Source organism: Paraburkholderia sp. GAS334 (assembly GCF_050436625.1).
Lineage (GTDB): Bacteria > Pseudomonadota > Gammaproteobacteria > Burkholderiales > Burkholderiaceae > Paraburkholderia.
In genome coordinates, this window is sequence record NZ_JBNDMO010000002.1 from 208,382 (window position 1) to 234,353 (window position 25,972).

23 protein-coding genes are annotated in these 25,972 nt (G+C 62.4%); 10 read left to right on the forward strand and 13 right to left on the reverse strand.

Translation table 11 applies throughout. From position 1 onward, the window contains the following. Nucleotides 1-31: 31 nt before the first annotated feature. Nucleotides 32-355, reverse strand: coding sequence for an AzlD domain-containing protein (locus P3T21_RS04320; RefSeq protein WP_429254696.1), 324 nt, complete (start codon nucleotides 353-355; stop codon nucleotides 32-34). Beyond that, complete coding sequence (locus P3T21_RS04325) at nucleotides 352-1,098, reverse strand: AzlC family ABC transporter permease (protein WP_429255159.1); 747 nt, start codon at nucleotides 1,096-1,098, stop codon at nucleotides 352-354. The genes P3T21_RS04320 and P3T21_RS04325 overlap by 4 nt, the downstream gene beginning before the upstream one ends. A gap of 311 nt (nucleotides 1,099-1,409) precedes the next feature. On the opposite strand from P3T21_RS04325, the gene P3T21_RS04330 reads away from it, so the two are divergent. The 6 genes from P3T21_RS04330 to P3T21_RS04355 all read left to right on the forward strand — a co-directional run bounded on the left by P3T21_RS04330 (nucleotide 1,410) and on the right by P3T21_RS04355 (nucleotide 6,096). Continuing rightward, the gene (locus P3T21_RS04330) at nucleotides 1,410-2,333 is read left to right on the forward strand and encodes a branched-chain amino acid transaminase (RefSeq protein ID WP_429254697.1); all 924 of its coding nucleotides are present in this window, start codon (nucleotides 1,410-1,412) and stop codon (nucleotides 2,331-2,333) included. Between the two features lie 74 nt (nucleotides 2,334-2,407). Beyond that, nucleotides 2,408-2,602 carry a zinc-finger domain-containing protein gene (locus tag P3T21_RS04335; RefSeq protein WP_090528136.1) on the forward strand — a complete coding sequence of 65 codons (195 nt, stop codon included), beginning with the start codon at nucleotides 2,408-2,410 and terminating at the stop codon, nucleotides 2,600-2,602. A gap of 145 nt (nucleotides 2,603-2,747) precedes the next feature. After that, nucleotides 2,748-3,773, forward strand: coding sequence for a lipopolysaccharide heptosyltransferase II (gene waaF / locus P3T21_RS04340; protein ID WP_429254698.1), 1,026 nt, complete (start codon nucleotides 2,748-2,750; stop codon nucleotides 3,771-3,773). A gap of 170 nt (nucleotides 3,774-3,943) precedes the next feature. Then, complete coding sequence (locus P3T21_RS04345) at nucleotides 3,944-4,390, forward strand: nuclear transport factor 2 family protein (RefSeq protein WP_429254699.1); 447 nt, start codon at nucleotides 3,944-3,946, stop codon at nucleotides 4,388-4,390. Nucleotides 4,391-4,448: 58 nt separating this feature from the next. Continuing rightward, the gene (locus tag P3T21_RS04350; RefSeq protein WP_429254700.1) at nucleotides 4,449-5,525 is read left to right on the forward strand and encodes a hydrolase; all 1,077 of its coding nucleotides are present in this window, start codon (nucleotides 4,449-4,451) and stop codon (nucleotides 5,523-5,525) included. Further along, entirely contained in the window at nucleotides 5,518-6,096 is a 579-nt protein-coding gene (locus P3T21_RS04355) for a DUF2946 family protein (protein ID WP_429254701.1), read from the forward strand. Before P3T21_RS04350 ends, P3T21_RS04355 begins: the two co-directional genes overlap by 8 nt. A gap of 44 nt (nucleotides 6,097-6,140) precedes the next feature. Here P3T21_RS04355 and P3T21_RS04360 read toward each other — a convergent pair whose 3' ends face one another. Continuing rightward, complete coding sequence (locus tag P3T21_RS04360; protein ID WP_429254702.1) at nucleotides 6,141-7,853, reverse strand: M48 family metalloprotease; 1,713 nt, start codon at nucleotides 7,851-7,853, stop codon at nucleotides 6,141-6,143. Between the two features lie 253 nt (nucleotides 7,854-8,106). Between P3T21_RS04360 and moaC the strand changes: the two genes are divergently transcribed. Beyond that, nucleotides 8,107-8,586 (forward strand): cyclic pyranopterin monophosphate synthase MoaC, encoded by a 480-nt coding sequence (gene moaC / locus P3T21_RS04365; RefSeq protein WP_429254703.1) that lies wholly within the window; start codon nucleotides 8,107-8,109, stop codon nucleotides 8,584-8,586. A gap of 167 nt (nucleotides 8,587-8,753) precedes the next feature. On the opposite strand, the gene P3T21_RS04370 is transcribed toward moaC, so the two are convergent. The 10 genes from P3T21_RS04370 to recA all read right to left on the reverse strand — a co-directional run bounded on the left by P3T21_RS04370 (nucleotide 8,754) and on the right by recA (nucleotide 21,434). Next, complete coding sequence (locus P3T21_RS04370; protein ID WP_429254704.1) at nucleotides 8,754-9,815, reverse strand: class I SAM-dependent methyltransferase; 1,062 nt, start codon at nucleotides 9,813-9,815, stop codon at nucleotides 8,754-8,756. Between the two features lie 187 nt (nucleotides 9,816-10,002). Then, nucleotides 10,003-11,802 carry a PglL family O-oligosaccharyltransferase gene (locus P3T21_RS04375; protein WP_429254705.1) on the reverse strand — a complete coding sequence of 600 codons (1,800 nt, stop codon included), beginning with the start codon at nucleotides 11,800-11,802 and terminating at the stop codon, nucleotides 10,003-10,005. Nucleotides 11,803-11,926: 124 nt separating this feature from the next. Continuing rightward, nucleotides 11,927-13,633 (reverse strand): group II intron reverse transcriptase/maturase, encoded by a 1,707-nt coding sequence (gene ltrA / locus P3T21_RS04380; RefSeq protein ID WP_429254706.1) that lies wholly within the window; start codon nucleotides 13,631-13,633, stop codon nucleotides 11,927-11,929. A 1,179-nt stretch (nucleotides 13,634-14,812) separates the two neighbouring features. Further along, nucleotides 14,813-15,388: a pilin gene (locus P3T21_RS04385; protein ID WP_429254707.1), complete on the reverse strand. Its 576-nt coding sequence runs from the start codon at nucleotides 15,386-15,388 to the stop codon at nucleotides 14,813-14,815. A 188-nt stretch (nucleotides 15,389-15,576) separates the two neighbouring features. Further along, complete coding sequence (locus P3T21_RS04390; protein ID WP_429254708.1) at nucleotides 15,577-16,302, reverse strand: TerC family protein; 726 nt, start codon at nucleotides 16,300-16,302, stop codon at nucleotides 15,577-15,579. Between the two features lie 174 nt (nucleotides 16,303-16,476). Continuing rightward, nucleotides 16,477-17,358 carry a succinate--CoA ligase subunit alpha gene (gene sucD / locus P3T21_RS04395; protein WP_429254709.1) on the reverse strand — a complete coding sequence of 294 codons (882 nt, stop codon included), beginning with the start codon at nucleotides 17,356-17,358 and terminating at the stop codon, nucleotides 16,477-16,479. Nucleotides 17,359-17,464: 106 nt separating this feature from the next. Then, nucleotides 17,465-18,634: an ADP-forming succinate--CoA ligase subunit beta gene (sucC, locus tag P3T21_RS04400; protein WP_429254710.1), complete on the reverse strand. Its 1,170-nt coding sequence runs from the start codon at nucleotides 18,632-18,634 to the stop codon at nucleotides 17,465-17,467. Continuing rightward, nucleotides 18,631-19,416, reverse strand: coding sequence for a DUF2889 domain-containing protein (locus P3T21_RS04405; RefSeq protein ID WP_429254711.1), 786 nt, complete (start codon nucleotides 19,414-19,416; stop codon nucleotides 18,631-18,633). The genes sucC and P3T21_RS04405 overlap by 4 nt, the downstream gene beginning before the upstream one ends. 109 nt (nucleotides 19,417-19,525) lie before the next feature. After that, the gene (recX, locus tag P3T21_RS04410) at nucleotides 19,526-20,353 is read right to left on the reverse strand and encodes a recombination regulator RecX (RefSeq protein WP_429254712.1); all 828 of its coding nucleotides are present in this window, start codon (nucleotides 20,351-20,353) and stop codon (nucleotides 19,526-19,528) included. A gap of 7 nt (nucleotides 20,354-20,360) precedes the next feature. Beyond that, the gene (gene recA / locus P3T21_RS04415) at nucleotides 20,361-21,434 is read right to left on the reverse strand and encodes a recombinase RecA (protein ID WP_429254713.1); all 1,074 of its coding nucleotides are present in this window, start codon (nucleotides 21,432-21,434) and stop codon (nucleotides 20,361-20,363) included. A gap of 231 nt (nucleotides 21,435-21,665) precedes the next feature. On the opposite strand from recA, the gene P3T21_RS04420 reads away from it, so the two are divergent. From P3T21_RS04420 to P3T21_RS04430, 3 genes are all read left to right on the forward strand, one after another. After that, entirely contained in the window at nucleotides 21,666-22,436 is a 771-nt protein-coding gene (locus P3T21_RS04420) for a response regulator (RefSeq protein WP_429254714.1), read from the forward strand. Nucleotides 22,437-22,444: 8 nt separating this feature from the next. Further along, the gene (locus P3T21_RS04425) at nucleotides 22,445-24,031 is read left to right on the forward strand and encodes a sensor histidine kinase N-terminal domain-containing protein (RefSeq protein ID WP_429254715.1); all 1,587 of its coding nucleotides are present in this window, start codon (nucleotides 22,445-22,447) and stop codon (nucleotides 24,029-24,031) included. A gap of 224 nt (nucleotides 24,032-24,255) precedes the next feature. Continuing rightward, nucleotides 24,256-25,914 carry an MFS transporter gene (locus tag P3T21_RS04430; protein ID WP_429254716.1) on the forward strand — a complete coding sequence of 553 codons (1,659 nt, stop codon included), beginning with the start codon at nucleotides 24,256-24,258 and terminating at the stop codon, nucleotides 25,912-25,914. The last annotated feature ends 58 nt before the right edge of the window (nucleotides 25,915-25,972 follow it).

A 25,972-nucleotide genomic window follows, 5' to 3' on the forward strand; every position in this document is an offset into this window, starting at 1 on the left:
GCTGCGACGCAACATTGCCGGCAAGCCAATGCTAGACAACCAGTCGCAGGAAGGTGAACACCGCCATACCGACGAGAATCGTGCCGAGCATGCTGCGTCGCCATAGATACCACGCGAGACCGGCAAGTGTCGCGTAGAACTCGTGGTTCGACAGGCCGAACGACAGCCCGTTGGCCGTTTCGAGCACGTCGGGCAGGACAACCGCTGCCAGCGCGGCCGCCGGCGCGTAGCGCAGCATGCGCTGCACGCGCTCCGGCAAGACCGTGCGTTCGCCGCCGATCAGGAACATCGCGCGCGTGAAGGCGGTGACGAACGTCATGCCGAGAATGGCGAGCCAGACCTGCGTGGTGGTCATCTGGAATCTCCGGCGCTGTTGCGGATGCGGCGCAGGTCGGCGCGCTCGACGATCGAATCGGTGATGCTGCCGGCGACGATCGCCGTGATTACCGCCAGCGGCAGCGCGAGCCGGTACGGCAGGTCGAACGCGAGCAGCGAAACGACGCCCGCGATGGCAACCGCCACCGCCGTGGAGCGCGTAACGATCGCCGAGACCATGAGCGGCAGCAGCACAAGCGTGCCGGCCAGTTCGAGCCCCCAGTTGTCGGGGAACAGGCTCGCGAGCAGGATGCCGACCACTGAGGACACCTGCCACGACGTCCAGCTGGCAATCGCCATTCCCCAGAAATACGCTTCCTTGCCCGGCTGGAAACCGGTCGGGAAGCTTTTCTTCTGGAACAGCAGATAGATGATGTCGCCGTTGAAATAGCCGATCAGCATGCGCCGCCACAGCGGCAGATACGCGAAATGCGGCGCGAGGCCCGCGCTGAAGATCACAAAGCGTGTGTTGACCATCGCGGCGGTGAGCAGGATCGTCCATACCGGCAGCTTCGCAGCGAACAGCGGCAGCACGGCCAGTTGCGACGAGCCGGCATACACCGCGAGCGACATGCCGAGCGCCTGAGGCAGCGTCAGCACGGATTTGCTCATCGCGATGCCCGTGACGAGCCCCCAGGAAAAAATCGCCATCAGGGTTGGCGAATAGTCGCGCAGGCCCTGGCGAAAGGCGCGGCGATCAACATCAGAGAGGCGAGCGGGCATTGGACGGAGCATGGCGCCGCGCGATGCGCCGCCGTAGCAGAAAGGACACACCGTGTCGGAAAACATCCGCCGGCGCATCCGGAACTGATTTATGTGTGCGCAGAATTATAGCGTCCGTAAGGTGGCTGAATGCCCGTTCCGTGTGCAAAAGACGCTAAAATAACGGACTTCGCCGCTTGACGAATCTGTGTTTTGGCTTTCTGCGCCGCGCCGCCTGGCCTGTTTTTGGGCCCGTGATGACGCCGCGCGTTTCGGCCAGATCGTCCCGACGGCATCACGGACACCTCATTACGCACCGCCTGGAGAATCGTATGTCAATGGCCGACCGCGACGGCAAGATCTGGATGGATGGCAAGCTTATCGACTGGCGCGATGCCAAAATCCACGTCCTCACCCACACGCTGCATTACGGCATGGGCGTCTTCGAAGGCGTGCGCGCGTACAAGACGGCCGACGGCGGTACGTCGATCTTCCGTCTGCAGGAACACACCAAACGCCTGTTGAACTCGGCGAAGATCTTCCAGATGGATGTCCCGTTCGACCACGAAACGCTCGCCGCCGCGCAGCGCGAAGTCGTCCGCGAGAACAAGCTGGAGTCCTGCTATCTGCGCCCGATCATCTGGGTCGGCTCGGAAAAGCTCGGCGTGTCGGCGAAGGGCAACACGATTCACGTGGCGATCGCCGCGTGGCCGTGGGGCGCTTATCTCGGCGAAGACGGGCTGAAGAAGGGCATTCGCGTGAAGACGTCATCGTTCACGCGTCACCATGTGAACGTGTCGATGGTCCGCGCGAAGGCGTCGGGCTGGTACGTGAACTCGATTCTGGCGAACCAGGAAGCCACCGCCGACGGTTACGATGAAGCACTGCTGCTGGACGTGGACGGCTACGTGTCGGAAGGCTCGGGCGAGAACTTCTTCCTCGTGAACAACGGCAAGCTGTACACGCCCGATCTGGCATCGTGCCTCGACGGCATCACGCGCGACACCGTGATTACGCTGGCGAAAGACGCGGGCATCGAAGTGATCGAAAAGCGCATCACGCGCGACGAGGTCTACACCTGCGACGAAGCGTTCTTCACCGGCACGGCCGCCGAAGTCACGCCGATCCGCGAACTCGATAACCGCACGATCGGTTCGGGCGCGCGTGGTCCGATCACGGAAAAGCTGCAATCCGGCTTCTTCGACATCGTGAACGGCAAGAGCACGAAGTACGCGAACTGGCTGACGAAGGTTTAAGCCTTCGTTCGTTGCTTACGTCACGCTACCCACCGCACGCCGCGTTTTCATCCGAATACAACGAGAAAGTCCTCATGAGCGAAATCAAGGAAATGCCGCTGGTTGAACTGTCGGCAAAAGATCTACCCGCGTATTGCCCGAATCCGTCGATGCCGCGCTGGAGCACGCATCCGCGCGTCTTCATCGACGTCACGCACGGCGAAGCACGCTGCCCGTACTGCGGCACGCGCTACAAGCTGCGCGCAGGCGAAGTGGTCAAAGGCCACTGAGCTCGCACGCGTCGCGGCAGGCAGCCGCGCCGGGCCGGATATCGTTCCGGCCTGTCGCACTTTGCCCAGCCGTCTACCCCTAACACCCTGAACGCCGCGCGCCTCCGTGCGCGGCGCTTCATTTCGACACCGGAAACACACCCTGATGCGTCGCGCGTTGGTAATCGCACCGAACTGGATCGGTGACGCATTGATGGCGCAGCCGCTTTTCTCGCGGCTCGTGAAACTGCATCCGCGCATCGCGATCGATGCGGTTGCGCCAAGCTGGGTCGCGCCCGTGCTCGAACGCATGCCCGAGATTCGCGACGTCTACGCCACCGATCTCGCACACGGCAAGCTGCAGATGCTGCGCCGCTGGCAACTGGCAAGCGATCTGCGGGACGTCGGCTATGACGCCGCCTATGTGCTCCCGAACTCGCTGAAGTCGTCGCTGATCCCATGGATGGCGGGTATTCCGCTGCGCATCGGCTATACCGGCGAGAGCCGCTATGGTCTCTTGAACGTGCGTCACGCGAATCCGCGCAAGGACGAGCGTCCGCCGATGGTTGGCCAGTACGCCGCGCTCGCGTACACGCCCGGCGCGAAGGTGCCCGAGGATCTGCCGATGCCGCGCCTCGACGCCGATCTGAACGAAGCGTCGCGCGTATCGGCGCGCTTCAATCTGGATACGCGCGTGCCGCTGGTGGTGTTCTGTCCGGGCGCCGAATACGGTCCGGCCAAGCGTTGGCCGCCGGAGCATTTCGCGGCGCTCGCGAAGATGATCGGCCAGTCGTTTCCCTACACGAAGATCGTCGCGCTCGGCTCGCCGAAAGACGCGCCGATCGCAGAGGCGATTGCCGACCGTGCGTCGAATGTGCGCAACCTGTGCGGCCAGACTGCGCTCGGCGAAGCGTGCGCGCTCATCTCGCGGGCGAGTGCCGTCGTCACCAACGATTCCGGATTGATGCACGTCGCAGCGGCGCTGCGCCGGCCGCTGGTGGCCGTCTACGGCTCGACTGATCCGCGCCACACCCCGCCCCTGTCGGAGCTTGCAAAGGTACAATGGCTGCATCTCGAATGCAGTCCCTGTTTCCAGCGCGAGTGCCCGCTCGGCCATCTGAACTGCCTGCGGCAGCTCAGCGCGGAACAGGTTTTCGATGACCTGCGCGGCATGCTGGTCGCGCAACGCTAGAACCGTCTGATCGCCATACGCATGCTTCATCGCGTCATGCCTGCGCCTCACGGCGCGGGCATCCTCGCGGAAGTCCTGCATTGCCGGGGCCTTGCCGCTGACTGTCGAGACGTCCGGAGACGCACCCGGACACGCAACCGCGCGCGCCGCGCACATGAGACTGACGAGCCATGCCACGTTTTGCCCATATCTTCGAAGCCGCCGCCGACACCCTCAACGCCTGGTATCAGGCCATCGCCGAGGTCAATATCGACAGCTTGATGGGCCTGTGGATCGATGAAGAGTTCGTCAGCTGCATCTGGGCGGACGGCTCGCACCTGCATGGCCTCGATAGCATCCGCGCGGGCCTTTCCGTGCAGCTCGAAGTCAATCGGGTGTCCATCGAACCGCTCGATATCCGCGTCTACGACAGCCTTGGCACCGTGGTTTACGCGATCGCCGAAGCGCATCGCCCGGCCGATCCCACCGCCCAGCCCGCGATGGTTTTCACCACCTACGTGATGGTTCATGAGCGCGGCGAATGGCGCATTGCGCATATTCACGCGAGCCCGATGCCCGACACCGCGGCGAGCCAGTTCGCGGCCAAGATGCGGCACGGCCAGGGGCCGCTGCACTGACGGTTGCTGTTTTTCTGTTTCTTCGATTCGATTCGATCTGATCTGGCTGGTTGCTGGTATGAGTACGACGCACAACAACAATGGTTCTGCCCCGTCGCCCATCAAGGACGTCGCGGAACTGCTTGCCGATCTCCGCTATCGCGCGCCGTTATGGCTACCGAACGGCCACGTTCAAACCATCATTCCCGCGCTGTTTGCACGCCTGCCTGAGGTCGCCTACCGGCGCGAACGCTGGGACACGCCCGACGGCGATTTCATCGAACTCGACTGGCTGGTTCGCGAGTCTTCGTCTGCCGCTGGCGAGCATGAGCGTGCGACAGATGCCCGCAACGAAGACAAGCCGCTGTTCGTGCTGTTTCACGGCCTCGAAGGCAGTTCCGCGTCGCACTATGCCCGCGCGTTGATGGCCGCCGCGCGCGATCGCGGCTGGGACGCCGTCGTGCCGCACTTCCGCAGTTGCAGCGGGCCGCTCAATCTGCTGCCGCGCTTTTATCACCTCGCCGATAGCAATGAAGTCGACTGGATGCTGCGACGTCTGCGCAGCATTCATCACGGGCCGATTGTCGCGGCAGGCGTGTCGCTTGGCGGCAATGTGCTGCTGCGCTGGCTCGGCGAACGCGGTCGGGATGCGTCGTTTGTCACAGCCGCCGCCGCGATTTCCGCACCGCTCGATGTTCACGCAGGCGGGCGCGCGCTCTCGCAGGGTTTCGGCAGGATCTACACGCGCAACTTCCTGAAGACGCTGAAGCTGAAAGCGGATCAGAAGCTCACGCAGTTTCCTGGCCTGTTCGATCGTCACACGATGCTCGCAAGTCGCACGATGTACGAATTTGACAACGTCGTGACCGCGCCGCTGCATGGCTTTCGCGATACCGACGACTACTGGACCCGCGCGACGACGCGTCCGCTGCTGCCTGACATCGCTGTGCCGACGCTCGTGCTGAACGCGCGCAACGATCCGTTCCTGCCGGGCTCAGTGCTGCCGTCGCGGCATGAGGTGTCGGCGTCGGTGGAACTCGACCAGCCGGATCACGGTGGTCACGTCGGCTTCATGACCGGGCCGTTCCCGGGCCGCATCGACTGGCTCGCGCAGCGGGTTTTCGGCTACCTCGCACCCTTCGCCCATCATGGATGAGATCGTCAAACAGGCGCTAGCCAAATGGCCAAACGTGCCGCATTGCACCGGCTGGCTGCTGCTCGACCGGCGCGGCAACTGGCGGATGCGGGACGAAGCCGCGCAGGCGCGTGGCGCGCCTGGCGAACCGATCCGTCATGAGGCGCTGCTCGGCTTTATCAATCGCAATTACGAATCCGACGCGCGCGGCCAGTGGTTCTTTCAGAACGGCCCGCAGCGCGTGTATGTAGAGCTGGTCTATACGCCGTGGATCGTGCGCCTCGCCGTGGATGCAGAAGGCGCGCTGGCGCTCACTGATCAGGCCGGCGGCACGTTCGTGCCCGCTGCGGTGTTTCTCGACGATGAAGGCGGCATCCTGTTCGCGGATGCGGCGAATCCGCTGCGCGTAGCCGCGTTGCACGACCACGATCTCGATCTGTTCTCGGAGCACGCCGTCGTTCTGCCGGACGGCAGCGGCGGTGAATTCCACTGGCGCGCCGACGCGACGTTGCCGCTACAGCCGATCCCGCGTGCCGAAGTCGCCGCACGCTTTGGCTTTGTCGCGAGTCCTGCCGCCGAAGCGGACCATTAAGGTTTATCGGCCTCGACCCCAGGCCCAATCGGGCCCATCCCGCCTCAACCCCGATTCTTGTCGTCTTCGCGCTCTTCCTTGTAGCGCGTCTCGAAGTCATGCAGACGCGCGTCGATCGTCGACAGCTCGTAGTAGCCGGCGGTTTTGATGTCGCGCGCTTCCTTCAACTGGCGAATCGCCGACGGCCACGCCCCTTCCAGCGCAAATTTTTCCGCGAGCGCGCGATGCTGCGTAAGCGCGTCGCCGGTGCCGACGCTCGCCTGCGCAAGATAACGCCACCACAGCGGCTGCTGCGGGTCGCTACGCGTTTCCTTGAACGCGAGCGCCTGCGCATCGGCAAAGCGGCGGGCGCTGAGCAGCGTCTGCAGGCGCATTTCGATGGCGGCGTGCGAGTCCGGCCAGCGACGTTGCGCCACTTCGGCGAGGCGCACCGCTTCGTCGTTACGACCGGCGCGGCGCGCAATATCGACGGCCAGCACGTCGAGACTCGGCGAGCTGCGCGCCGCAGCGCCTTCGCTGCGCTCTGTCGCGTCGAACGTTTTCAGCGACGTGGCAAGCGATGCCGAGGCGTCGTCGTAACGTTCGAGCAGCATCTGCGCGAACGCGATGCCATACCAGTTAGCCGCGACGTTCAACGCGGTTTTCTCCTCGATCTCGGTGCGCATCCGCGAAATCTCGTCAGCGTAGTCGCTACGCGAACGGTCCTGCAATACCCGGGCCCGGGCGCGTACAAATCCGTATTCCGGAGACTGACGCGGCTGGCGATACGGCGTGCGTCGCGCGCGATCTTCCATGTCGGCGATCCGGTCGCCCGTCAGCGGATGGGTACGCGCGTAGACCGGAACGCCGGCGTCGCCCATCGACGCGCGGTCGAGCCGCCCAAAGAACGTCGACATGGCGTACGGGTCGTAGCCCGCCCCGGCCAGCATCTGGAAGCCGACGCGATCGGCTTCGTGCTCGGCCGCGCGGGAGAACCGCAACTGGTTGTCGAGCGCATAGGCCTGGCCGCCCATCACGATCGCGCTGCCCAGGTCGCCGCTGTGCGCGGCGACGCCAGCGAGAATGCCCAGCAGCAGCGCGGCGAGCGCCGCGTAGCCGCTGTGCTCACCGGCGGTGATCATCCGCGCGATGTGCCGCTGCAGCACGTGTCCCATTTCGTGGCCGATCACGGAAGCCAGTTCGGACTCAGTTTGCGTCGTGACGATGAGGCCTGTGTTCACGCCGATAAAGCCGCCAGGCAACGAGAAGGCGTTGATCTGCGGATCGCGCATCGCGAAGAGGTCGAAGTCAGGCTGGTAGCCGCCGATGTACAGCGTGCTGGCCGCCGTCGACAGTTTGCGGGAGACCGAATTCAGGTAGTCGCGCACGAGCCAGTCGTCGAGATAATCGGGATCGGCGCGGACTTCGCGCATCACGCGCTCGCCGAGCTTGCGCTCGGCTTGCGGCGTGAGCGTGCCGCCTGAGCCGTCGCCGAGATCGGGCAGTTGCAGCGTCGAAATCGGTGCGCGCAGACTGACGTTGGCGCCCGGCGTGCCGGCAAAGCGGCTCTGGGCGCCGCCGTACGTGCCGAACACGCCGGGCGCGATATTGTCGGGAATCAGCGGCGAGGCGTACGAACTGATCGGCCCGATTTCGAGCGACGGCGCGTCCGTCGACGCGACATGCGTCGTTTTTGGCGCCGAGGATTGCGCAAACGCGCCCGGCGGCGCCGCGAGCGCGATCGACAGACAGACTGCAAGAAGCTGTTTCAGACGCATTGCGTGATGAGCAAAGGCAAGGTCAGGAACCAGTCGGGGCGCCTCGGCGCGGCGGCGTCGGGCGCGCTTCAATTGTACTCAGTGGCGGGGCGGTATCGTGAGCGCTGTGGCGTGAGATGTTGCGCCTGAGGTCACACCAGCAGTCGCGCCCGTTTCGGGCGAAAGCTGCGCGTACGCCGCGAGGGGCGGAGAATCACCGTCAATCACCGTGGAATGGGCGCTGTTATGATAGGCGCCCTCTAAGGAGCCAACCATGCCGGAACTTACCCATTTCGACGCGGCCGGTCAGGCGCATATGGTCGACGTCGGCGGCAAGCAGGAGACCAAGCGCATCGCGATCGCGAGCGGCACGATCCGCATGCTGCCGGAGACGTTCGCGCTGATCCGCGACGGCAACGCGAAAAAAGGCGATGTGATCGGCATCGCGCGGATTGCGGCCATCCAGGGCGCGAAACGCACCGCCGACCTGATCCCGCTGTGTCATCCGCTTGCGCTCACCCGCGTCGCAGTCGATTTCACGCTCGATGAAGCGTTGCCTGGCGTGCATTGCACCGTGCAGGTCGAAACGCTGGGGCGAACGGGAGTGGAGATGGAAGCGCTGACCGCTGTGCAGGTCGGACTGCTGACTGTGTATGACATGTGCAAGGCGGTGGATCGCGGGATGACGATCACCGAGGTGAAGGTGCTGGAGAAGCATGGCGGGAAGTCGGGGGATTGGGTGGCGGGGAGCTAATTCGCTGTCCTGGATGCGCTTTTCCCTCAATGCATTTCGCGATACCACCCCAGGGGGTCGTCGACGACCCCGATCGCTGCAGTGCGGAACGGAGAAACACGGCGGATCGGGTGGCGGACGCGCCGCCACCGTTCACTGCGTTGTGATGCGCTATGACACACGCGGTTTCACGCCCGCGCTTCGAGTACGAGATTAAACGGCGTCTCCGTTGCACGACGAAACTGTGTGAAGCCGCCCTTCGTCACCACATCGCGCAGCCGCGCTTCGCCGGCCTGCGCGCCGAGCCCCATCTGGCCTTCCTGCGAAAACGACGCCGGCGTGCAGATCATCGTCGACGCTGAGTAGAAAATGCGTCCGACGGGATTCATGTTGTCAGCGGGGAGATCGTTGGCGAAAGGCTCGACGATCATCCATGTGCCGCCCGGTTTCAGCGACTGCCGCACATGCGCCGCCGCGCCGATCGGATCGCCCATGTCGTGCAGGCAGTCGAAGAACGCTACGAGGTCGTAGTCGTTGCCCGGGAATTCCTTCGCGGGCGCCACTTCGAATGTCACACGGTCGCGCACGCCGCCTTCGCCTGCCATTTGCCGCGCGCGTTGAATCGACGGCTCGTGATAGTCGAAGCCGACGAAGGTCGCATTCGGATAAGCCTGCGCCATCAGCACCGTCGACGCGCCGTGCCCGCACCCGACATCCGCGACTTTCGCGCCGCCGGATTTCAGCTTCGCCTCGACGCCGTCGAGCGCCGGAATCCACGCGCTGACAAGATTCGCCGCGTAGCCGGGACGGAAGAACCGTTCGGTGCCGCGAAAGAGCGAATGATCATGCTGATGCCACCCGAGGCCGAGCCCCGTGCGGAACGTGCCTTCGAGTTTGTGGATGTCGCGGAACATCGATTCGGCTACCTGAAAGAAGCCCGGTATGAAAACCGGACTCGTCTCATCGGCGAAACACATCGCCTGCTCGTCTTCGAGTTCGAAGGCGTCGGCGCCGGCATCGTAGCGAAGGAAGCCGGCCGCCGCCTGTGCAAGCAACCATTCGCGCACGTAGCGCTCGGTGACCTGCGCGGCCTCGGCGACCTGCGCTGCGGTCATCAGCCCCTGCCCCGCCATCGCCTTGTACAGTCCGAGCCGGTCTCCCAGCAGGATCAGCGGTGCCGACGCGACTGCGCCAAATTCGCCCACCATCCGACCCATGAAATTCTGCAGCTTGTCCTGATCGATCTGCATGACCTGTCTCCCGTTTGAGTTAGAAATGAAACGGGCATGCCGCAGGGAAATTGAACGATTTCAGTACGATTCGCTTTCGCGGCGCTCGCTCGGTACGCGAAAGTATAGGTTTGCAGCGGGAAGTTGAAAGGCGATTCAGGGGCGCGCACACATTGCACGTGAGCGCCCGGTCAATGTATTAACGACATCACTCGTCGCCGGATTCGTCGTCGTCCTGATTGATGTCTTTCGGCGGCGTGCCGTACTTCTTCACAAGTTCGGCCTTGAAACCGGTGAGCGTTTTCTGCTCGTCGCAAAGGTCATACAGATAGCTGAGTTGCGACGGCCAGTCCTTCAGCAACTGCGCAAAAATCTTCAGACGGTCGACCGTGTCGAACGCAGCCTCGGTGTCGCCATTCAACGCCTGCAACACAGCATAGCGACGCAGCACCGTCTCGCCTGGCAACAGTGCGAGCGCCTGCTTGTGCATGGCCAGCTTGTGCGGCAGATCCTGAGCGTTCATCGGCAGCAGCGTCGCCATGCCGTATTCGCCCCATGCCTGGAACAGGAACGTAGGATCCGCCCGATACTGCTCAGCCGGACGCGTTCCGTAGTACAGCACTTCGGCACGCGCATAGTCGCGATAAACCGGATACAGCGAAGCGAGTCCGCCGAAAACAACAAGTGCATAAATGCCGAACGAGACGCCTTGCGGTAAAAGACGCAACGGCTTCGTTTCGAGCACCCCGAAAACAAACATCGCCGGCAGCAGGAAGAACATGTACTGCTGCGGATACTCGACGAGCGCGTGCATCACCAGCACGCCAATCATCGCCAGCCCGAAAATGCGCGCTGCCGTGTGCGGTGCGCGAACGACGCGGACCAGCCAGCTCACCAGCCCGATAAGGACAATCGCGACGCCGAGCAGGCCCGTTTTCGCGAGCAGATCGATAAAAATATTGTGCGAGTTGTTCGCGATTTCCACGCCGCCGAGCGTCTTCGCGAGATCGAACTGAAAGCGCGGAAACTCACCCCAACCGACGCCCATCAGCGGATGCATCTTGAACATCGTCCAGCCGTATTTCCACAACGCAAGACGCGGCGCGATCTGGCCGGCGTCTTTCATGCGCTCGGCCGCCGACCGGGCGAGGTCGAGATGGTAATGCACGTTCGCCCAGCGGATCGCCGCGTTGGCGACGACAAATAACGTAGCCAGCGCAATCGGGACCAGCCACGACCGGTCGCTGCGCTTTCCTGTCTGCCGGTTCGCAGGCTCGTTCCGTCGTTCGGCAAACGCCATCCAGAACCCGGCCAGGACGATCACGCCCATCTGCAGCCACGGCCCGCGCGACACAGTCAACGCGAGGCCCACACTGAAAATCGTCGAGACGATCGCCCATAGCGCGACATTCAGACGCCGTGTCTGGACGAGGTACAGTGCACCGGCCATCGCGAACGCGATGTACGACGCGAGGTGATTGGCCTGCGCCATGTTGCCGAACGGCCGACGATCAATCGTAATGTTGTAGGCCACCACAAGCGGTGTGACCTTGGCCTCCAGGTGAAACAGCTGCACGACCTGACAGAACACCGCGAACAGCCCGCCGACGATCAACGCAGCCGCCATCCAGCGCAACGCCGTCTCGCTCATGTTCGCGCGCGCGAAGCCGTAGCCCGCGTGTGTCGCCATGAACGCGGCCAGCAGGAAACCTGCGCCGAGCCAGTTCATCGACGGTTGCGCGACCGGCAGCACGAACGACTGCGCGACCAGCACGAGCCCAAATGCGAGCGGCACAAGCGCGACAACCGGCGAAGCAAACGAAACCCGCGGCCGCGCGCTCGTGACCAGCAGCGCGACGGCGGCACCCGTCAGCAGATATAGCGAAAGCGCGGTGAACTCGGCGTAGAACGTCGGTATCGGGTACGTGTGATTGACTACCGCGTAGGGCAGAATCAACGCCAGAGCCAGCAAAACGAGAGAAAGATAGCGCGCGAATGGGGTGGGCATGAGTAACCGGGGGCGTCAGGTAGGGTAGCCCCCCTTCCTTGCGGAAGAGGGGCCCCCTAAGAACCGTACGTGCGAGTCTCCCCGCATACGGCTCAAGCCTACATATTTCTTTTGCAAAGCCCCGTCAGTGCAAAGACGGAGCCGGCTTAGTTACCACAAGTTTACCAACGTGTACCTGCCGGTGGCAGTCGGGGTGCAGCAAAACCCTGTTGGACAGAGCGTCGGTCCCGCCATGCATCCGATATTCCAGATGATGGTCGTGCCAACTGGTCTCATTCGTCAGAGCCCAACCACAGTGCGCGCACAACCCGCCCTGTGATTTGTACAGCGCCACCCATTGCTTGCGATAGCGCATTGAATACTCCATGCGATCCTGCCGCAATTGCTCGCTGTACTGCTCCCACAATGGATCAAAAGGATTGAATTCCCCTTTGACCTTCCTGTGGCGCCTGATGTCCGTACCGCTGATCTGGTACAGCTCAAGCAAACCCTTGCTGCCGTCCTCTTGAACTACGGGAGCGGCGAACACCCAATGCCGATTGCCGAGCGAGTGAAAGTACTTCCGTTTCACCCACTCCGCGTTCTTGTTTGGATGCCTCCGCTTCGACCACCGCCAGAGCCTGTAAAACACCAACGACTCCATGCGGCTATACGCCTGCTTGGCTACTACAGGGCTGTGATATTGCGCCCAGCCTCGTAGCATCGGATTCAGCAATCGGATCAACTCCTCCTGCTTTACCGCTTTGTGACCGCTGATCGTATCCGCCACCTTGCGATAGAACGTCTGCACGTTCTTCCTGCTCGGCTTGATGAGCAGCGTTCCCGAATACTTCCGGAAATTCCACCCAAGGAAATCAAAGCCTTCGTCAATGTGAACGATCCGGGTCTTTTCCTCCGATAGTTGCAATCCCCGTACTTCAAGGAAAGTTTCTATCCAAGGCCTGACTTCGTGTTCCAGCATCTCTTTCGAGTCGCCGGTGATGACGAAGTCGTCCGCGTATCGCACCACATTTACTTTCAGCTTCTTCGCTTTCCCGATCCCAAATTTCGCACCGAGGTGCGCAATCAGTTCACGTTCCAGCGCGTTCAGCGTCACGTTTGCCAGCGTCGGGGAAATGATGCCTCCCTGCGGCGTACCGGCCTCCGTCGCCTTTAGCTGCCCTTTGTAAATCAGGCCAGCCTTCAACCATTTGCGAAGGATCACCCTGTCCATCGGGACATTGTTTTCCAGCCACTTGTGGTTGATGTGGTCAAAGCATCCCTTGATGTCCGCTTCAAGCACCCATTGCGCTGAACTGCGACGGGCCATGACAACGAAAATCTGAGACATGGCGTCAGCCGTCGAACGGTTGAGCCTGAACCCATAAGAGTTCGGGTCACTCGTCGACTCTGCTACCGGCTCCAAGGCCAGCAGATACAAGGCTTGCATCGCCCTGTCCCGCATGGTCGGAATGCCCAGAGGGCGCGCCTTCCCATTGGCCTTGGGGATAAAGACTCTCCGTAAAGGCAGAGGCTTATATCCGTGCCGCTTCAACCTGCCGACAGCAAGCCACCGGCTTTCAGGCGAATCCCATAGCTCGCGATCGACTCCAGCCGTTCGCGCACCCTGGTTCTGCGTAACACGTCGCACCGCATACAGCTTTGCGGACAACGTGCGGGTCAGCATCCGTTGCAGGGCTTTCACCCTCCGCCAGTCGCCTTCCCGCGTCGCCTTCGCAATTCGAATCTGCATCCCTCGCACGTTCCTCTCAACTCGACGCCAATCTACGGCGTGCCAGTTGTCCGGCGCGTGGGAAAGCGCAGATCCGGTCTTTCGACCAGATACTTTCATGCTGCTCTCCTACCTGGAAAAGTCCCCAGACAGAAGGCGCATCTCCCCCAGCGGGGTAGATACACCCCGCTGGGGAACAACAAAACTCAATGCAGGCGCATGCGCCTGCATCTGACCAAGTTACAGAGGGTAGTCAGCCGTCTTGCGACGGTAGACCAGACGGAAGTCTGCCCGCTTTCGCGTGGGGTGATGTTCCAACCCCTATCCGAACCATTACAGCCCGGCTTTCGCGTTTTCCGTCCTCCCATACCTGCACAATCAACAGCGTCCCTTGCGGTTCGCCTGCCAGCCTTACTGCGCTGGCAACCATACAGGCTTACCACGTTCCCGGCATGTCACACGACTGACGTAGGTTCTGCCTCTTCCCCGGTGGCTAAGTGACGACGTAATCCGACGGTTGAGCGGAGTAACCAGCCACGTACCTTTTGGTTAGAGCCCAATGTTCAAGCAGCTTTGGCTCCTCAGTGCTTACGAGGTTTATCAGCAGTTCACTTACGTTAACCTTATCAGCCAGCCTAGCTCCTCGACCCCCTTGCTGCTGGGAGTCTCCAGACCGTTCCTCACGGAACCGATCTGCCCGAAACGTCCGGGGGCTACATTGTCAGAAGAGCTTCACACCCCACCGTTACCAGTGACGCATGTCTTCCTAGGCTACTGCTGGTCGTACAGCAGGTTCACTTCCTCACCCGGACATCAGGCGAGGCAAAACAATGACACACCGAGCTTTCGCTCGTATCGGTTTGCGAATCCGTTGCCGTTGAAAGCACAGGAATTGCACACGACATCCCGCCTTGTCGGCGGGGATGAAGCCGCTGACTGGGCGGGACCTGACGGTAATCAGGTCAATACAATGCGATCCTCCGGCTGGAAAAGCCCGGGTCACGCTTCACAAATATGGGGCGTAGTCCCGAAGGACCACACACTCAGCTACTAGAAATTGCCCCTAGGGGCCTAAAGCACATCTACTGCAGTCGATGCTCGTAACGTGAGCGAACGGACACGAGCGTGCGTGTCGCACCAACCGGCGCACTATACAAAAAAATCAATGACCTGTGCGCCGGCTGGCCTAAATATCGCCAGATTACGAATGCTGGCGCACGTCCCCCTTGCGCTTCACATGCTCCCTCACATCGTCCATTACATTGCCCCTTACGCCTTCTGCCCGCTACCGGTCAATCGTCACGCACGGCATTCAGGTGGAGCGAGATTCGACGGCAACGTCGCCGCTTCAGCCGGCCCCGGCCCAGCGCCCGGTGCGGGCAACGATGACGCGCTCTTGCCGCTGGCGAAACACTCCCATGTCAGCGTGCCCGGCTGCAACGTCCCTTTGGCCAGCCCGACCCGCGCAGTGGGCGCGTCAGCGTTGTCCGGCACCGAAGGCACGAGCACGATCGTGTTCGATCCCGCTGCCGCGACGCGCGTCGTGAAGGCCACGGTGATCTGGCCATTGTCGTCGTCGACGTGGATCGACTCAACGTTGCGCGTGGCCGGCGGCGACGCATAACCACCGCCAAACGCGCTGCCACTGGCGGCGTTCTCGGCGACCGCGAGACGCGCCGATGCAGCCAGCGATAATCCCTCGCCCACCCGGCTGCGCGCCAGATAGTCCTGATACGCGGGAATCGCATACGCGGCTATCACGCCGACGATCGCCAGCACGATCATCAGTTCGATCAGCGTGAAGCCGAAATGGCCCCACCGTGCGTATTGTCCGCATGCGCGAGCGAGCTGGACAGGCCAGCGCCTGAAACGCATCGACGCACGCGCCTCCGGCTGGCGCGATGAAGACAAAGATAAAGAGGGCAATACAGAACAAGGTAAAGACACGATCATCAACAGGCTCCTGAAACGAAAAACGCCTGCTTCAGTATTGAGGCAGGCGCTTCGATCGTAGCCAGAGGTGATCGCGCTATACAGTCGGCCGGATGGCCAACGTTACAGCATCAATGCGCACCAGGCGGCGCCTGCGCGGCTTCGCGGCGTTCGTTGCGGCGCTTCACCGCATAGCCAACGATCACGACGAACAGCGCGCCCGCGATGCTCATGCCGTACTCGGCGGCTGGCATGTCAAGCACGGGCCAGCGATCGCCGGCCGGATCGTTGATGATGAGCCCACCTGCGATCCATCCAAGCAGCGCGGCGCCCAGCGTGATGACGATCGGGAACCGGTCGAGCAGTTTCAGCACCAGCTGGCTGCCCCACACGATCAGCGGAATGCTGACGATGAGGCCGAAGATCACCAGCGCAATGCGATGCTCCGGGTCGGCCGCTTCGGCCGCACCGGCAATCGCGATCACGTTGTCGAGGCTCATCACGGCGTCGGCGACGATGATGGTCTTGATCGCTGCGACCAGCTTGTCGGCCGGCTTGACGTTGGCGTGCGCGTCGTGCGCGGGCGCCAGCAGGCGCACGCCGATCCACAGCAGCAGCAATCCGCCCGCGAACTTCAGCAGCGGCACGTCGAGCAGCACCACCGCGAATGCGATCAGCGCCACGCGCAATATGATCGCGCCCGCCGTGCCCCACAGCACACCTCGCGTACGCTGTGCAGGAGGCAGATTGCGACAGGCAAGCGCGATCACGACCGCGTTGTCGCCACCCAGCAGGATGTCGATCACGATGATCTGGATGACGGCGCCCCAGTGGAGCGTGGCGAAGAACTCGAGCATGGCAAGGAGAATAGAAGGAAGCGAAACGGAAAGCCAAACGGAAAACAAAGCGCGAAGACAAATAAAAAAAGCGAGGAAGCAGATGCTCCCTCGCTTTAAAACTTCGCTCTCACGAAAGGGATTCGTAAGAGTATCAAAATTTCGGGACGGCCGGGGCCGTCGTCGATATTTCGATTACAGCATCGCCTTCAGAAGACGCGCCATTTCCGACGGGTTCTTCGTGACCTTGATACCGCATGCGTCCATGATTTCCAGCTTCGCTTCGGCCGTATCCGCACCACCCGAGATCAGCGCGCCGGCGTGGCCCATGCGCTTGCCCGGAGGCGCCGTGACGCCAGCGATAAAGCCAACCACCGGCTTCTTCATGTTGTCCTTGATCCAGTGCGCAGCGTTCGCTTCGTCCGGACCACCGATCTCGCCGATCATGATGACGGCGTCCGTTTCCGGATCGTCGTTGAACATCTTCATCACGTCGATGTGCTTCAGACCGTTGATCGGGTCGCCGCCGATACCGACTGCCGACGATTGACCGAGGCCGATCGCGGTCAACTGGCCGACTGCTTCATACGTCAGCGTGCCCGAACGCGACACGACGCCGATGCGGCCCTTGCGGTGGATGTGACCCGGCATGATGCCGATCTTCAGTTCGTCCGGCGTGATCGTGCCCGGGCAGTTCGGTCCGAGGAGCAGCGTCTTGCGATTTTCGCGACGCATACGGTCCTTGATCTCGATCATGTCGCGGACGGGGATGCCTTCCGTGATACAGATCGCGAGATCGAGGTCGGCCTCGACGGCTTCCCAGATCGCGGCAGCAGCGCCTGCCGGCGGAACGTAGATGACCGACACGGTCGCGCCCGTTTCAGCCTTGGCTTCAGCGACGCTTGCGTAGATCGGAATGCCTTCGAAGTCTTCGCCGGCTTTCTTCGGGTTCACACCCGCGACGTACGCTTCGCGGCCGTTTGCGTATTCACGGCAGGCGCGCGTGTGGAACTGGCCAGTCTTGCCGGTAATGCCCTGCGTGATGACCTTGGTGTCTTTGTTGATCAGAATCGACATGTATTGACCTCTGTTCGTCTGGCGCCGCAAGCGCGTGGGCGAGATATTCTTCGCCCGCGTCGCGTGAGCGCCGCCATTCGTAATCCGTGGTGAGCGCCGGGCTGGCTTACGCCTTGCCTTGAGCGGCCGCGACGACCTTCTGCGCAGCTTCTTCCATGCTGTCCGCCGCGATGATCGGCAGGCCGGACTCGGCGAGCATCTTCTTGCCGAGGTCTTCGTTCGTGCCCTTCATGCGGACCACGAGCGGCACCTTCAGCGAGACAGCCTTCGAGGCCGCGATCACGCCTTCTGCGATCACGTCGCAGCGCATGATGCCGCCGAAGATGTTCACGAGAATCGCCGTCAGGTTCGGGTTCTTCAGCATGATCTTGAACGCTTCCGTGACCTTCTCGGTCGTGGCGCCACCGCCCACGTCCAGGAAGTTCGCCGGTTCGCCGCCGAACAGCTTGATGGTGTCCATCGTTGCCATTGCGAGGCCAGCGCCGTTCACGAGACAGCCGATGTTGCCGTCGAGCGAGATGTACGCGAGGTCGAACTTCGACGCTTCGACTTCAGCCGGATCTTCTTCGTCCAGATCGCGATACGCGACGATTTCCGGATGACGGAACAGTGCGTTCGAATCGAAGTTGAACTTGGCGTCGAGCGCGATGACCTTGCCGTCGCCGGTCAGGATCAGCGGGTTGATTTCGGCGAGCGATGCGTCCGTTTCCCAGAATGCCTTATACAGACCTTGCAGGATCGCGCGCGCTTGCGGCAGCGAAGCGGCGGGCACGCCGATCTTCGTCGCGAGGTCGTCTGCTTCAGCGTCCTTCAGGCCCGTCGACGGATCGACTGCAACCTTGTGGATCAGCTCAGGCGTCTTTTCCGCGACTTCTTCGACGTCCATGCCGCCTTCGCTCGATGCCATCACAACGATCTTCTGCGAAACGCGATCGATCACGAGGCCGACATACAGTTCCTTCTTGATGTCAGCGCCTTCTTCGATCAGCAGACGATTCACCTTCTGGCCTTCCGGACCGGTCTGGTGCGTGACGAGCTGCATGCCGAGGATCTGGTTCGAGTACTCACGAACCTGTTCCAGCGACTTCGCGACCTTCACGCCGCCGCCCTTGCCACGGCCACCCGCATGGATCTGAGCCTTCACGACCCAAACCGGGCCGCCGAGCTCTTCTGCGGCCTTGACCGCGTCATCCACCGAGAAGACCGGCTTGCCGCGCGGTACCGCGACGCCGAATTTCCGCAGGATTTCCTTACCCTGGTACTCGTGAATCTTCATGCGTGATTCCCTTCAGTCTGAGAGTTGGATTGAACTTCGTTTCCGCTTTTATCGCTGGTGCGGGACGCGCCGCTCACGCGGGTTGTCCGGTCGGCTGTACCTTCCGCGCGCTCCGCTGCCCGGGGCGCACGGCCGTACCAGCGCGGATAAAACTGTTGCACCGCTTCACCGTCGAATCGCAGCGTGTGGCAGCGACCGAGCTGGAAAGGCGGTTTGTCGGTTGATTCCCCTGCCGGCTCGTCGGCCCGTTTGTCTGACTGTTCGTCAGACTTTTCGTCGGCCGCAGCATGCTCATCGCCGGCGTCCGCGTTTCCGGAGTCTGCTTTCTCACCTGGCGCGCCCTTGTCGATATTCCAGACATCGCCTGCGAACGCCTGAATGGCGGCCGTGGGCAGGACCGCACACAATTCGGTGAGGTGCGTGCAGCCAGCGGTGCCACCCAGCAAACGGTTGGCATCGCGACGGAAGTTGTTGAACAGGTTGAGCCCGATAAGGGCCCGATAGGCGGGACTGGCGGTTTGACAGATGCCCGGATAGGGCACCCAGTCGGACGACGCTTCGGCGTCGACGACGTTGAGCTTGCGATCGATCGTAATGCGGAGCCAAAGTTCATGGATCGGCAGACCGTTGGGCCGGACGCCCGACGCAAGCACCACATCGCGCGGCTTTTCGTCGGTGAGGCATGCCTCAATGTCCCACAGCCCATCCTCGCGCTCATAGGCTTCCGCTCGTATTGCGCGACGATGGCGCAACTGACGGGAGGCTGGCGGGGAAAGCGGCATGCGAGAGGTAAGGCCGGATTGGGAAACCAGTGGATTTTAGCATACTGGGTATTTGAAACTATTCGGATACGGCAGCCCCGCCCGGCAAGGCCTGGCGGGCGATTTACGGCTATTCGCCGCCTTCGGCCCAGTCTTCGGCGATGCCCTTCAGGATCTTGCCGATCGTCGCACCCGAAAAGCCGCGCGCGGCCAGAAAACGCGCCTGCCTTGCGCGTTCAGCTGGCGTTTCTGGAACCTGCCCGAATTTCTTGCGCCACACGGCCTGGGCGCGGACAAGTTCGGTTTCGCGTAACTGGGCACTGGCTTCTTCGATCAGCGTCTGGCCGACGGCGTGCTGCTTCAGTTCATTCACGATGCGGCTTGCGCCCATGCGCGATGCGCGCCGGTGAATCAGGCTTTCGGCGAAACGCGAGTCGGAGAGCCAGCCTTCGGTTTCCAGCACATCGAGCAGCTGCTCGAGGCTGTCGGATTCTTCGGCGAAAGGTGTCAGCTTGCGCGCGAGTTCGGCACGGCTGTATTCGCGACGCGACAGATAGCCAAGTGCACGGCCTTTCAGCGAGCGTGCGGGACGTTTTGAGTTGGCGTCGCGGTCTTTACCTGCGGGCGGCGGATCGCCGGGCGCGCGACGCGAGCGGGTGTAGGTGGGCTCTGCGGGTGCTTCGGGTTCTTGATCGCCTGTGGCACTTGCAGTATTTGCAGCACTTGTGACGCCGGCGCCGCGAGAAGACGCCGATGTGGACGCCGATGCAGACGCCGACGCCGATGCAGACGCAGTCGACGAACGACGCCCCGCAGCCCGATCATGCGCATCAAACGACTCGAACGGATCAAACGAGTCACCTTCATGCGGGCCGTCCGCATCATGTCCTGCACGTCCCACAGACCGTGATTCAGGTTGTGGCTCAGGCGGTGATGCAGGCCGGCCCTTACGTATCACTCGACGATTACTCTTCTTCGCCCGCGATTTCGGCGCTGACCACGGCTACGTCTGCCATCGCGTTCACGCCAAGCGATTCGCGGATGCGGTTTTCGATTTCGCGCGCGATGTCCGGATTCTCACGCAGGAATTCGCGCGCGTTGTCCTTGCCCTGACCAATGCGCTCGCCGTTGTAGCTGTACCACGCGCCTGCCTTGTCGACGATCTTCGCCTGCACGCCAAGGTCGATGACTTCACCCTGACGCGAAATACCTTCGCCGTACAGAATGTCGAAGATCGCTTCGCGGAACGGAGGCGCTACCTTGTTCTTGACGACCTTCACGCGCGTTTCGTTGCCGATCACTTCGTCGTTCTTCTTGATCGAACCGATACGGCGAATGTCCAGACGCACCGACGCGTAGAACTTGAGTGCGTTACCGCCCGTGGTGGTTTCCGGGTTGCCGAACATCACGCCGATCTTCATCCGGATCTGGTTGATGAAGATCACGAGACAGTTCGTACGCTTGATCGTGCCGGTGAGCTTGCGCAGCGCCTGCGACATCAGACGTGCCTGCAGACCCGGCAGCGAGTCGCCCATTTCGCCTTCGATTTCAGCCTTCGGCACGAGTGCCGCGACCGAGTCGATCACGATCATGTCGATCGAGCCCGAGCGCACCAGCGCATCGGCAATTTCGAGCGCCTGTTCGCCGGTATCCGGTTGCGAAACCAGCAGATCGGACACGTTCACGCCCAGCTTGCCCGCGTATTGAATATCGAGCGCGTGTTCTGCGTCGATAAACGCTGCCGTGCCGCCGAGCTTCTGCATTTCAGCGACGACCTGCAGCGTCAGCGTGGTTTTACCCGACGATTCCGGACCGTAGATTTCGACGACGCGACCACGCGGCAGACCACCGACGCCCAATGCGATGTCGAGGCCGAGCGATCCGGTGGAGACCACCTGGATGTCTTCGACTGCCTCGCCCGCGCCGAGCCGCATGACCGACCCCTTGCCGAACTGCTTTTCGATCTGCGCGAGCGCGGCAGCCAGCGCCTTGCTCTTTTCAGCAGTCAGTCCAGCCGGGCCTTTCTTGCTTTCTTCCATGAATCGTCCTTTGCTATGATGAACGGCGTCTGACGCAGGGTTGCGGTCCGTTTTTGCGGACGGCGCTCTAAACGCAGACACTGTATAAAAAAACAGTGGTTTTGGCAAGCTCGTTTCGCATTCATTTCAACGCATGCGCCACGGGCAGTGCAAAGCCACCACGATTGTTTCGGAGACCGCCGCGCGCCGGGCGACACCACGACGCGGGCAATGCCAGAGCCTCAACGCCTCATGCGAATTCTCATTGCCGAAGACGACAGCATACTCGCGGACGGCCTTGTCCGATCACTCCGCCAATCGGCCTATGCCGTCGATCACGTGAAGAACGGCGTCGAAGCCGATACCGCGCTTTCGATGCAGACTTTCGACCTCCTGATCCTCGATCTCGGCCTGCCGCGCATGTCCGGTCTCGAGGTGCTGCGGCGTTTGCGGGCACGTAATTCGAACCTGCCGGTGCTGATCCTGACCGCTGCGGACAGCGTCGACGAACGCGTGAAGGGTCTCGACCTCGGCGCGGACGACTACATGGCCAAACCCTTCGCGCTCAACGAACTCGAGGCGCGCGTACGGGCGCTCACCCGTCGTGGCGCCGGCGGCGGTCCGACCGTCGTGAAGCACGGTTCGCTGTCGTTCGATCAGGTCGGGCGTATCGCGTACGTCAACGACCAGGTGATCGATCTGTCGGCGCGGGAACTGGGTCTGCTGGAAGTATTGCTGCAGCGGATCGGACGGCTGGTGTCGAAGGAGCAGCTCGTCGATCACCTGTGCGAATGGGGCGAGGAAGTCAGCAATAACGCGATCGAAGTCTACGTGCACCGGCTGCGCAAGAAGATCGAGCCGAGCGGCGTGCGCATCATCACCGTGCGTGGCCTCGGTTACTGCCTCGAAAAGGCCGCGCCAGCACCGGCAGCCGGAGCGACCACTACCGCCACGACTGCTTCAACCACCGCACCCGCTGCGCCCGCTCCCGGCGCGATGCCTGCGAGCCACCACTTCAAGTAGGACCGCGCATGCCCGCTCGCGCCGAGCACACTGCCGCGCCTCGCGTAGAGCAGGCCGCGCCGCCCATCGCGAGCCTCGACGACGAAGCCCGCGACGCCCGTTACGCCAACCCGTTCGCGCCGCCCGACGAAAGCGAAGCCGCCGCGGAGGCGCGTCCGCGCTCGCTGTTCGGCGAAATCCTCGACTGGATGCTCGCGCCGCTTCTGCTGCTGTGGCCGATGAGTCTCGCGGTGACGTACCTCGTCGCCAAATCGATCGCGAACGGTCCGTTCGACCGCGCGCTCGAAACCGACGCCTACGTGCTCGCGCGGCAGATTCATCCGGTGAACGGCGTCGCCGAGCTGTCGCTGCCTGATTCGACACGCGATTTCCTGCGCGCGGACAACATCGATAGCGTGTTCTATCAGGTGCTCGGCACGCGTGGCGAACTGGTGGGCGGCGACCACGACATGCCGTTGCCGCATGAGGAAGACCGGCCGCAGCCGGGCATTGTCGAGTTTCGCGATGACGTGCTGCGCGGCAACGACATCCGCGTCGCGTACACGACGGTCGAGTTTCCGCAGATGCCGGGCGCACAGCCGGTGCTGCTGCAGGTAGCCGAAACGCTCGACAAGCGCAGCCAGCTTGCCAACGACATCATCAAAGGCGTGATCCTGCCGCAGTTCGTGATCCTGCCTCTGGCCATCCTGCTGGTGTGGTTCGGGCTGTCGCGCGGGCTCGCGCCGCTTCACGCGCTGCAGTCGAACATCCGCGCGCGGCGCCCGGACGATCTGTCGCCGCTCGAAGCCCGGCGCGCGCCGCCGGAAATCGAGCCGCTCGTGACGTCGTTCAACGATCTGCTGACGCGCCTCGAACAGAACATGGAACTGCAAAAGCGCTTTATCGCGGACGCCGCGCATCAGATGAAGACGCCGCTCGCCGGTCTGCGCACGCAGGCGGAACTGGCGCTGCGGCAGGATGCGTCGGCGGAAGTGCATCGCTCGCTCGAGCAGATCGCGACCAGTTCCGAACATGCGGCGAGGCTCGTCACGCAGCTGCTGGCGCTGGCGCGCGCCGAAAACCGGATGTCCGGGCAGATCTTCACGCCGGTCGAGATCACGGAAGTCGCGCGCAACGCGGTGCGTGATTGGATTCAGGCCGCCCTCGCCCGGCAGATGGATCTGGGCTACGAAGGCCCGGAAGGGCTCGACGAGCCGGACGGGCGCATCGAGGTGGACGGCAATCTGGTGATGCTGCGTGAAATGCTGTCGAATCTGATCGACAACGCGATCCGCTACACGCCCGAAGGCGGACGCATCACGGTGCGCGTGAAGCCGGAACCTGCCGCGCGACTCGTGCATCTCGAAGTCGAAGACACGGGACTCGGCATTCCCGCCGCCGAGCGCGATCGCGTGATCGAGCGTTTCTACCGGATTCTCGGCCGCGAGGGCGACGGCAGCGGACTGGGTCTTGCGATCGTCCGCGAGATCGCGACGATGCACGGCGGCACGCTGACGATCGGGGACAACGTCTATCAGGCGTCGCCGCGGCTTGCCGGAACGCTCGTCCGTGTCAGTTTGAGGATGCTGGAACGTGCCGGGACTTACCCTAACTGACGGCTTTCCAGCAAACTCGATGGCACGCAGGCGCACGTACTTACCAACTTTTCGGCGCAATTTGACACCGCGTTAGAAGACGAAGCGCACATTTACGCGAGTAACATATCACCCTCAATATCAGGATAAGCGTCAGTACGCCGTAAGTTTTAGCTCCAATAATCGGCTCACGGGATCGCCTTGCCGGCGGGCCCGCATGCTTATATCAATATTGGAGACGACATATGGCAACCGTTGGCGGGCAAATCTCGCACGCGCCGATGACGAACGAGGAGAAGCGGGTGATCTTCGCCTCGTCGCTCGGCACCGTTTTCGAATGGTACGACTTCTATCTGGCCGGCTCGCTGGCGGCATTCATCAGCAAGAGCTTCTTCTCCGGCGTCAACCCAACCGCAGGCTTCATCTTCACGCTGCTTGGCTTCGCGGCGGGCTTCGCCGTGCGGCCGTTCGGCGCGATCGTGTTCGGCCGGCTGGGCGACATGGTCGGCCGCAAGTACACGTTCCTCATCACAATCGTGATCATGGGTCTGTCGACGTGCGTGGTCGGTTTCCTGCCGGGCTACGCGTCGATCGGCTTCATCTCGCCAGTGCTGTTCATCGCGATGCGCCTGCTGCAGGGCCTCGCGCTCGGCGGCGAGTACGGCGGTGCGGCGACTTACGTCGCGGAACACGCGCCGGCCAACCGTCGCGGCTTCTACACCGCGTGGATCCAGACGACGGCCACGCTCGGCCTGTTCCTCTCGCTGCTCGTGATTCTCGGCGTGCGCACGACGATGGGCGAAGACGCATTCGGCGACTGGGGCTGGCGCATTCCGTTCGTCGCTTCGATCGTGCTGCTCGGAATCTCGGTGTGGATTCGCCTGCAACTGCATGAATCGCCGGCATTCGAGCGCATCAAGGCCGAAGGCAAAACGTCGAAGGCGCCGCTGACCGAAGCATTCGGTCAATGGAAGAACCTGAAGATCGTGATCCTCGCGCTGGTCGGCCTGACGGCCGGTCAGGCTGTCGTGTGGTACACGGGTCAGTTCTACACGCTCTTCTTCCTGACGCAGACGCTGAAGGTCGATGGCACGAGCGCGAACATCCTGATCGCGCTGGCACTCCTGATCGGCACGCCGTTCTTCGTGTTCTTCGGCTCGCTGTCAGACCGGATCGGCCGCAAGCCGATCATCATGGCCGGCTGCCTGATCGCGGCGATCACGTACTTCCCGCTGTTCCATGCACTGACGCACTACGCGAACCCGGCGCTCGAAGCCGCGCAGCAGAAGTCGCCGATCGTCGTGGTCGCGAACCCGGATGAGTGCTCGTTCCAGTTCAACCCGGTCGGCACGGCGAAGTTCACGAGCTCGTGCGATATCGCGAAGAGCGCGCTGTCGAAGGCGGGTTTGAACTACGACAACGTCGCCGCTCCGGCGGGCACGCTGGCGGAAATCAAGGTCGGCGACACGATCATCAACACCTATGACGGCAAGGCCGCCGACGCGAAGGAACAGGGCAAGACGTTCGACAAGACGCTCGGTTCCGCGCTGAAGACGGCCGGTTACCCGCCGAAGGCCGATCCGTCGCAGATCAACTGGCCGATGACGGTCGTGATCCTGACGATCCTCGTGATCTACGTGACGATGGTGTACGGACCGATCGCGGCCATGCTGGTGGAAATGTTCCCGACGCGGATCCGCTATACGTCGATGTCGCTGCCGTATCACATCGGCAATGGCTGGTTCGGCGGCTTCCTGCCGGCGACCGCCTTCGCGATCGTCGCGGCGAAGGGCAATATTTATTCGGGGCTGTGGTATCCGATCGTGATCGCGATGGCGACGTTCGTGATCGGCATGCTGTTCGTGAAGGAGACCAAGGACTCGAACATCTACGCCAGAGATTGACGGCGTGGCTGTGGCGCCCTCTGCCGCATCCGGTTAAGGGCGTTCCTGGATAGAGAGT

What these genes read in the sequence shown, in the direction of transcription:
- P3T21_RS04320 (WP_429254696.1), bottom strand. Translation starts at nt 355, where the DNA reads ATGACCACCACGCAGGTCTGGCTCGCCATTCTCGGCATGACGTTCGTC.
- P3T21_RS04325 (WP_429255159.1), bottom strand. Translation starts at nt 1,098, where the DNA reads ATGCCCGCTCGCCTCTCTGATGTTGATCGCCGCGCCTTTCGCCAGGGC.
- P3T21_RS04330 (WP_429254697.1), top strand. Translation starts at nt 1,410, where the DNA reads ATGTCAATGGCCGACCGCGACGGCAAGATCTGGATGGATGGCAAGCTT.
- P3T21_RS04335 (WP_090528136.1), top strand. Translation starts at nt 2,408, where the DNA reads ATGAGCGAAATCAAGGAAATGCCGCTGGTTGAACTGTCGGCAAAAGAT.
- waaF (WP_429254698.1), top strand. Translation starts at nt 2,748, where the DNA reads ATGCGTCGCGCGTTGGTAATCGCACCGAACTGGATCGGTGACGCATTG.
- P3T21_RS04345 (WP_429254699.1), top strand. Translation starts at nt 3,944, where the DNA reads ATGCCACGTTTTGCCCATATCTTCGAAGCCGCCGCCGACACCCTCAAC.
- P3T21_RS04350 (WP_429254700.1), top strand. Translation starts at nt 4,449, where the DNA reads ATGAGTACGACGCACAACAACAATGGTTCTGCCCCGTCGCCCATCAAG.
- P3T21_RS04355 (WP_429254701.1), top strand. Translation starts at nt 5,518, where the DNA reads ATGGATGAGATCGTCAAACAGGCGCTAGCCAAATGGCCAAACGTGCCG.
- P3T21_RS04360 (WP_429254702.1), bottom strand. Translation starts at nt 7,853, where the DNA reads ATGCGTCTGAAACAGCTTCTTGCAGTCTGTCTGTCGATCGCGCTCGCG.
- moaC (WP_429254703.1), top strand. Translation starts at nt 8,107, where the DNA reads ATGCCGGAACTTACCCATTTCGACGCGGCCGGTCAGGCGCATATGGTC.
- P3T21_RS04370 (WP_429254704.1), bottom strand. Translation starts at nt 9,815, where the DNA reads ATGCAGATCGATCAGGACAAGCTGCAGAATTTCATGGGTCGGATGGTG.
- P3T21_RS04375 (WP_429254705.1), bottom strand. Translation starts at nt 11,802, where the DNA reads ATGCCCACCCCATTCGCGCGCTATCTTTCTCTCGTTTTGCTGGCTCTG.
- ltrA (WP_429254706.1), bottom strand. Translation starts at nt 13,633, where the DNA reads ATGAAAGTATCTGGTCGAAAGACCGGATCTGCGCTTTCCCACGCGCCG.
- P3T21_RS04385 (WP_429254707.1), bottom strand. Translation starts at nt 15,388, where the DNA reads ATGCGTTTCAGGCGCTGGCCTGTCCAGCTCGCTCGCGCATGCGGACAA.
- P3T21_RS04390 (WP_429254708.1), bottom strand. Translation starts at nt 16,302, where the DNA reads ATGCTCGAGTTCTTCGCCACGCTCCACTGGGGCGCCGTCATCCAGATC.
- sucD (WP_429254709.1), bottom strand. Translation starts at nt 17,358, where the DNA reads ATGTCGATTCTGATCAACAAAGACACCAAGGTCATCACGCAGGGCATT.
- sucC (WP_429254710.1), bottom strand. Translation starts at nt 18,634, where the DNA reads ATGAAGATTCACGAGTACCAGGGTAAGGAAATCCTGCGGAAATTCGGC.
- P3T21_RS04405 (WP_429254711.1), bottom strand. Translation starts at nt 19,416, where the DNA reads ATGCCGCTTTCCCCGCCAGCCTCCCGTCAGTTGCGCCATCGTCGCGCA.
- recA (WP_429254713.1), bottom strand. Translation starts at nt 21,434, where the DNA reads ATGGAAGAAAGCAAGAAAGGCCCGGCTGGACTGACTGCTGAAAAGAGC.
- P3T21_RS04420 (WP_429254714.1), top strand. Translation starts at nt 21,666, where the DNA reads ATGCGAATTCTCATTGCCGAAGACGACAGCATACTCGCGGACGGCCTT.
- P3T21_RS04425 (WP_429254715.1), top strand. Translation starts at nt 22,445, where the DNA reads ATGCCCGCTCGCGCCGAGCACACTGCCGCGCCTCGCGTAGAGCAGGCC.
- P3T21_RS04430 (WP_429254716.1), top strand. Translation starts at nt 24,256, where the DNA reads ATGGCAACCGTTGGCGGGCAAATCTCGCACGCGCCGATGACGAACGAG.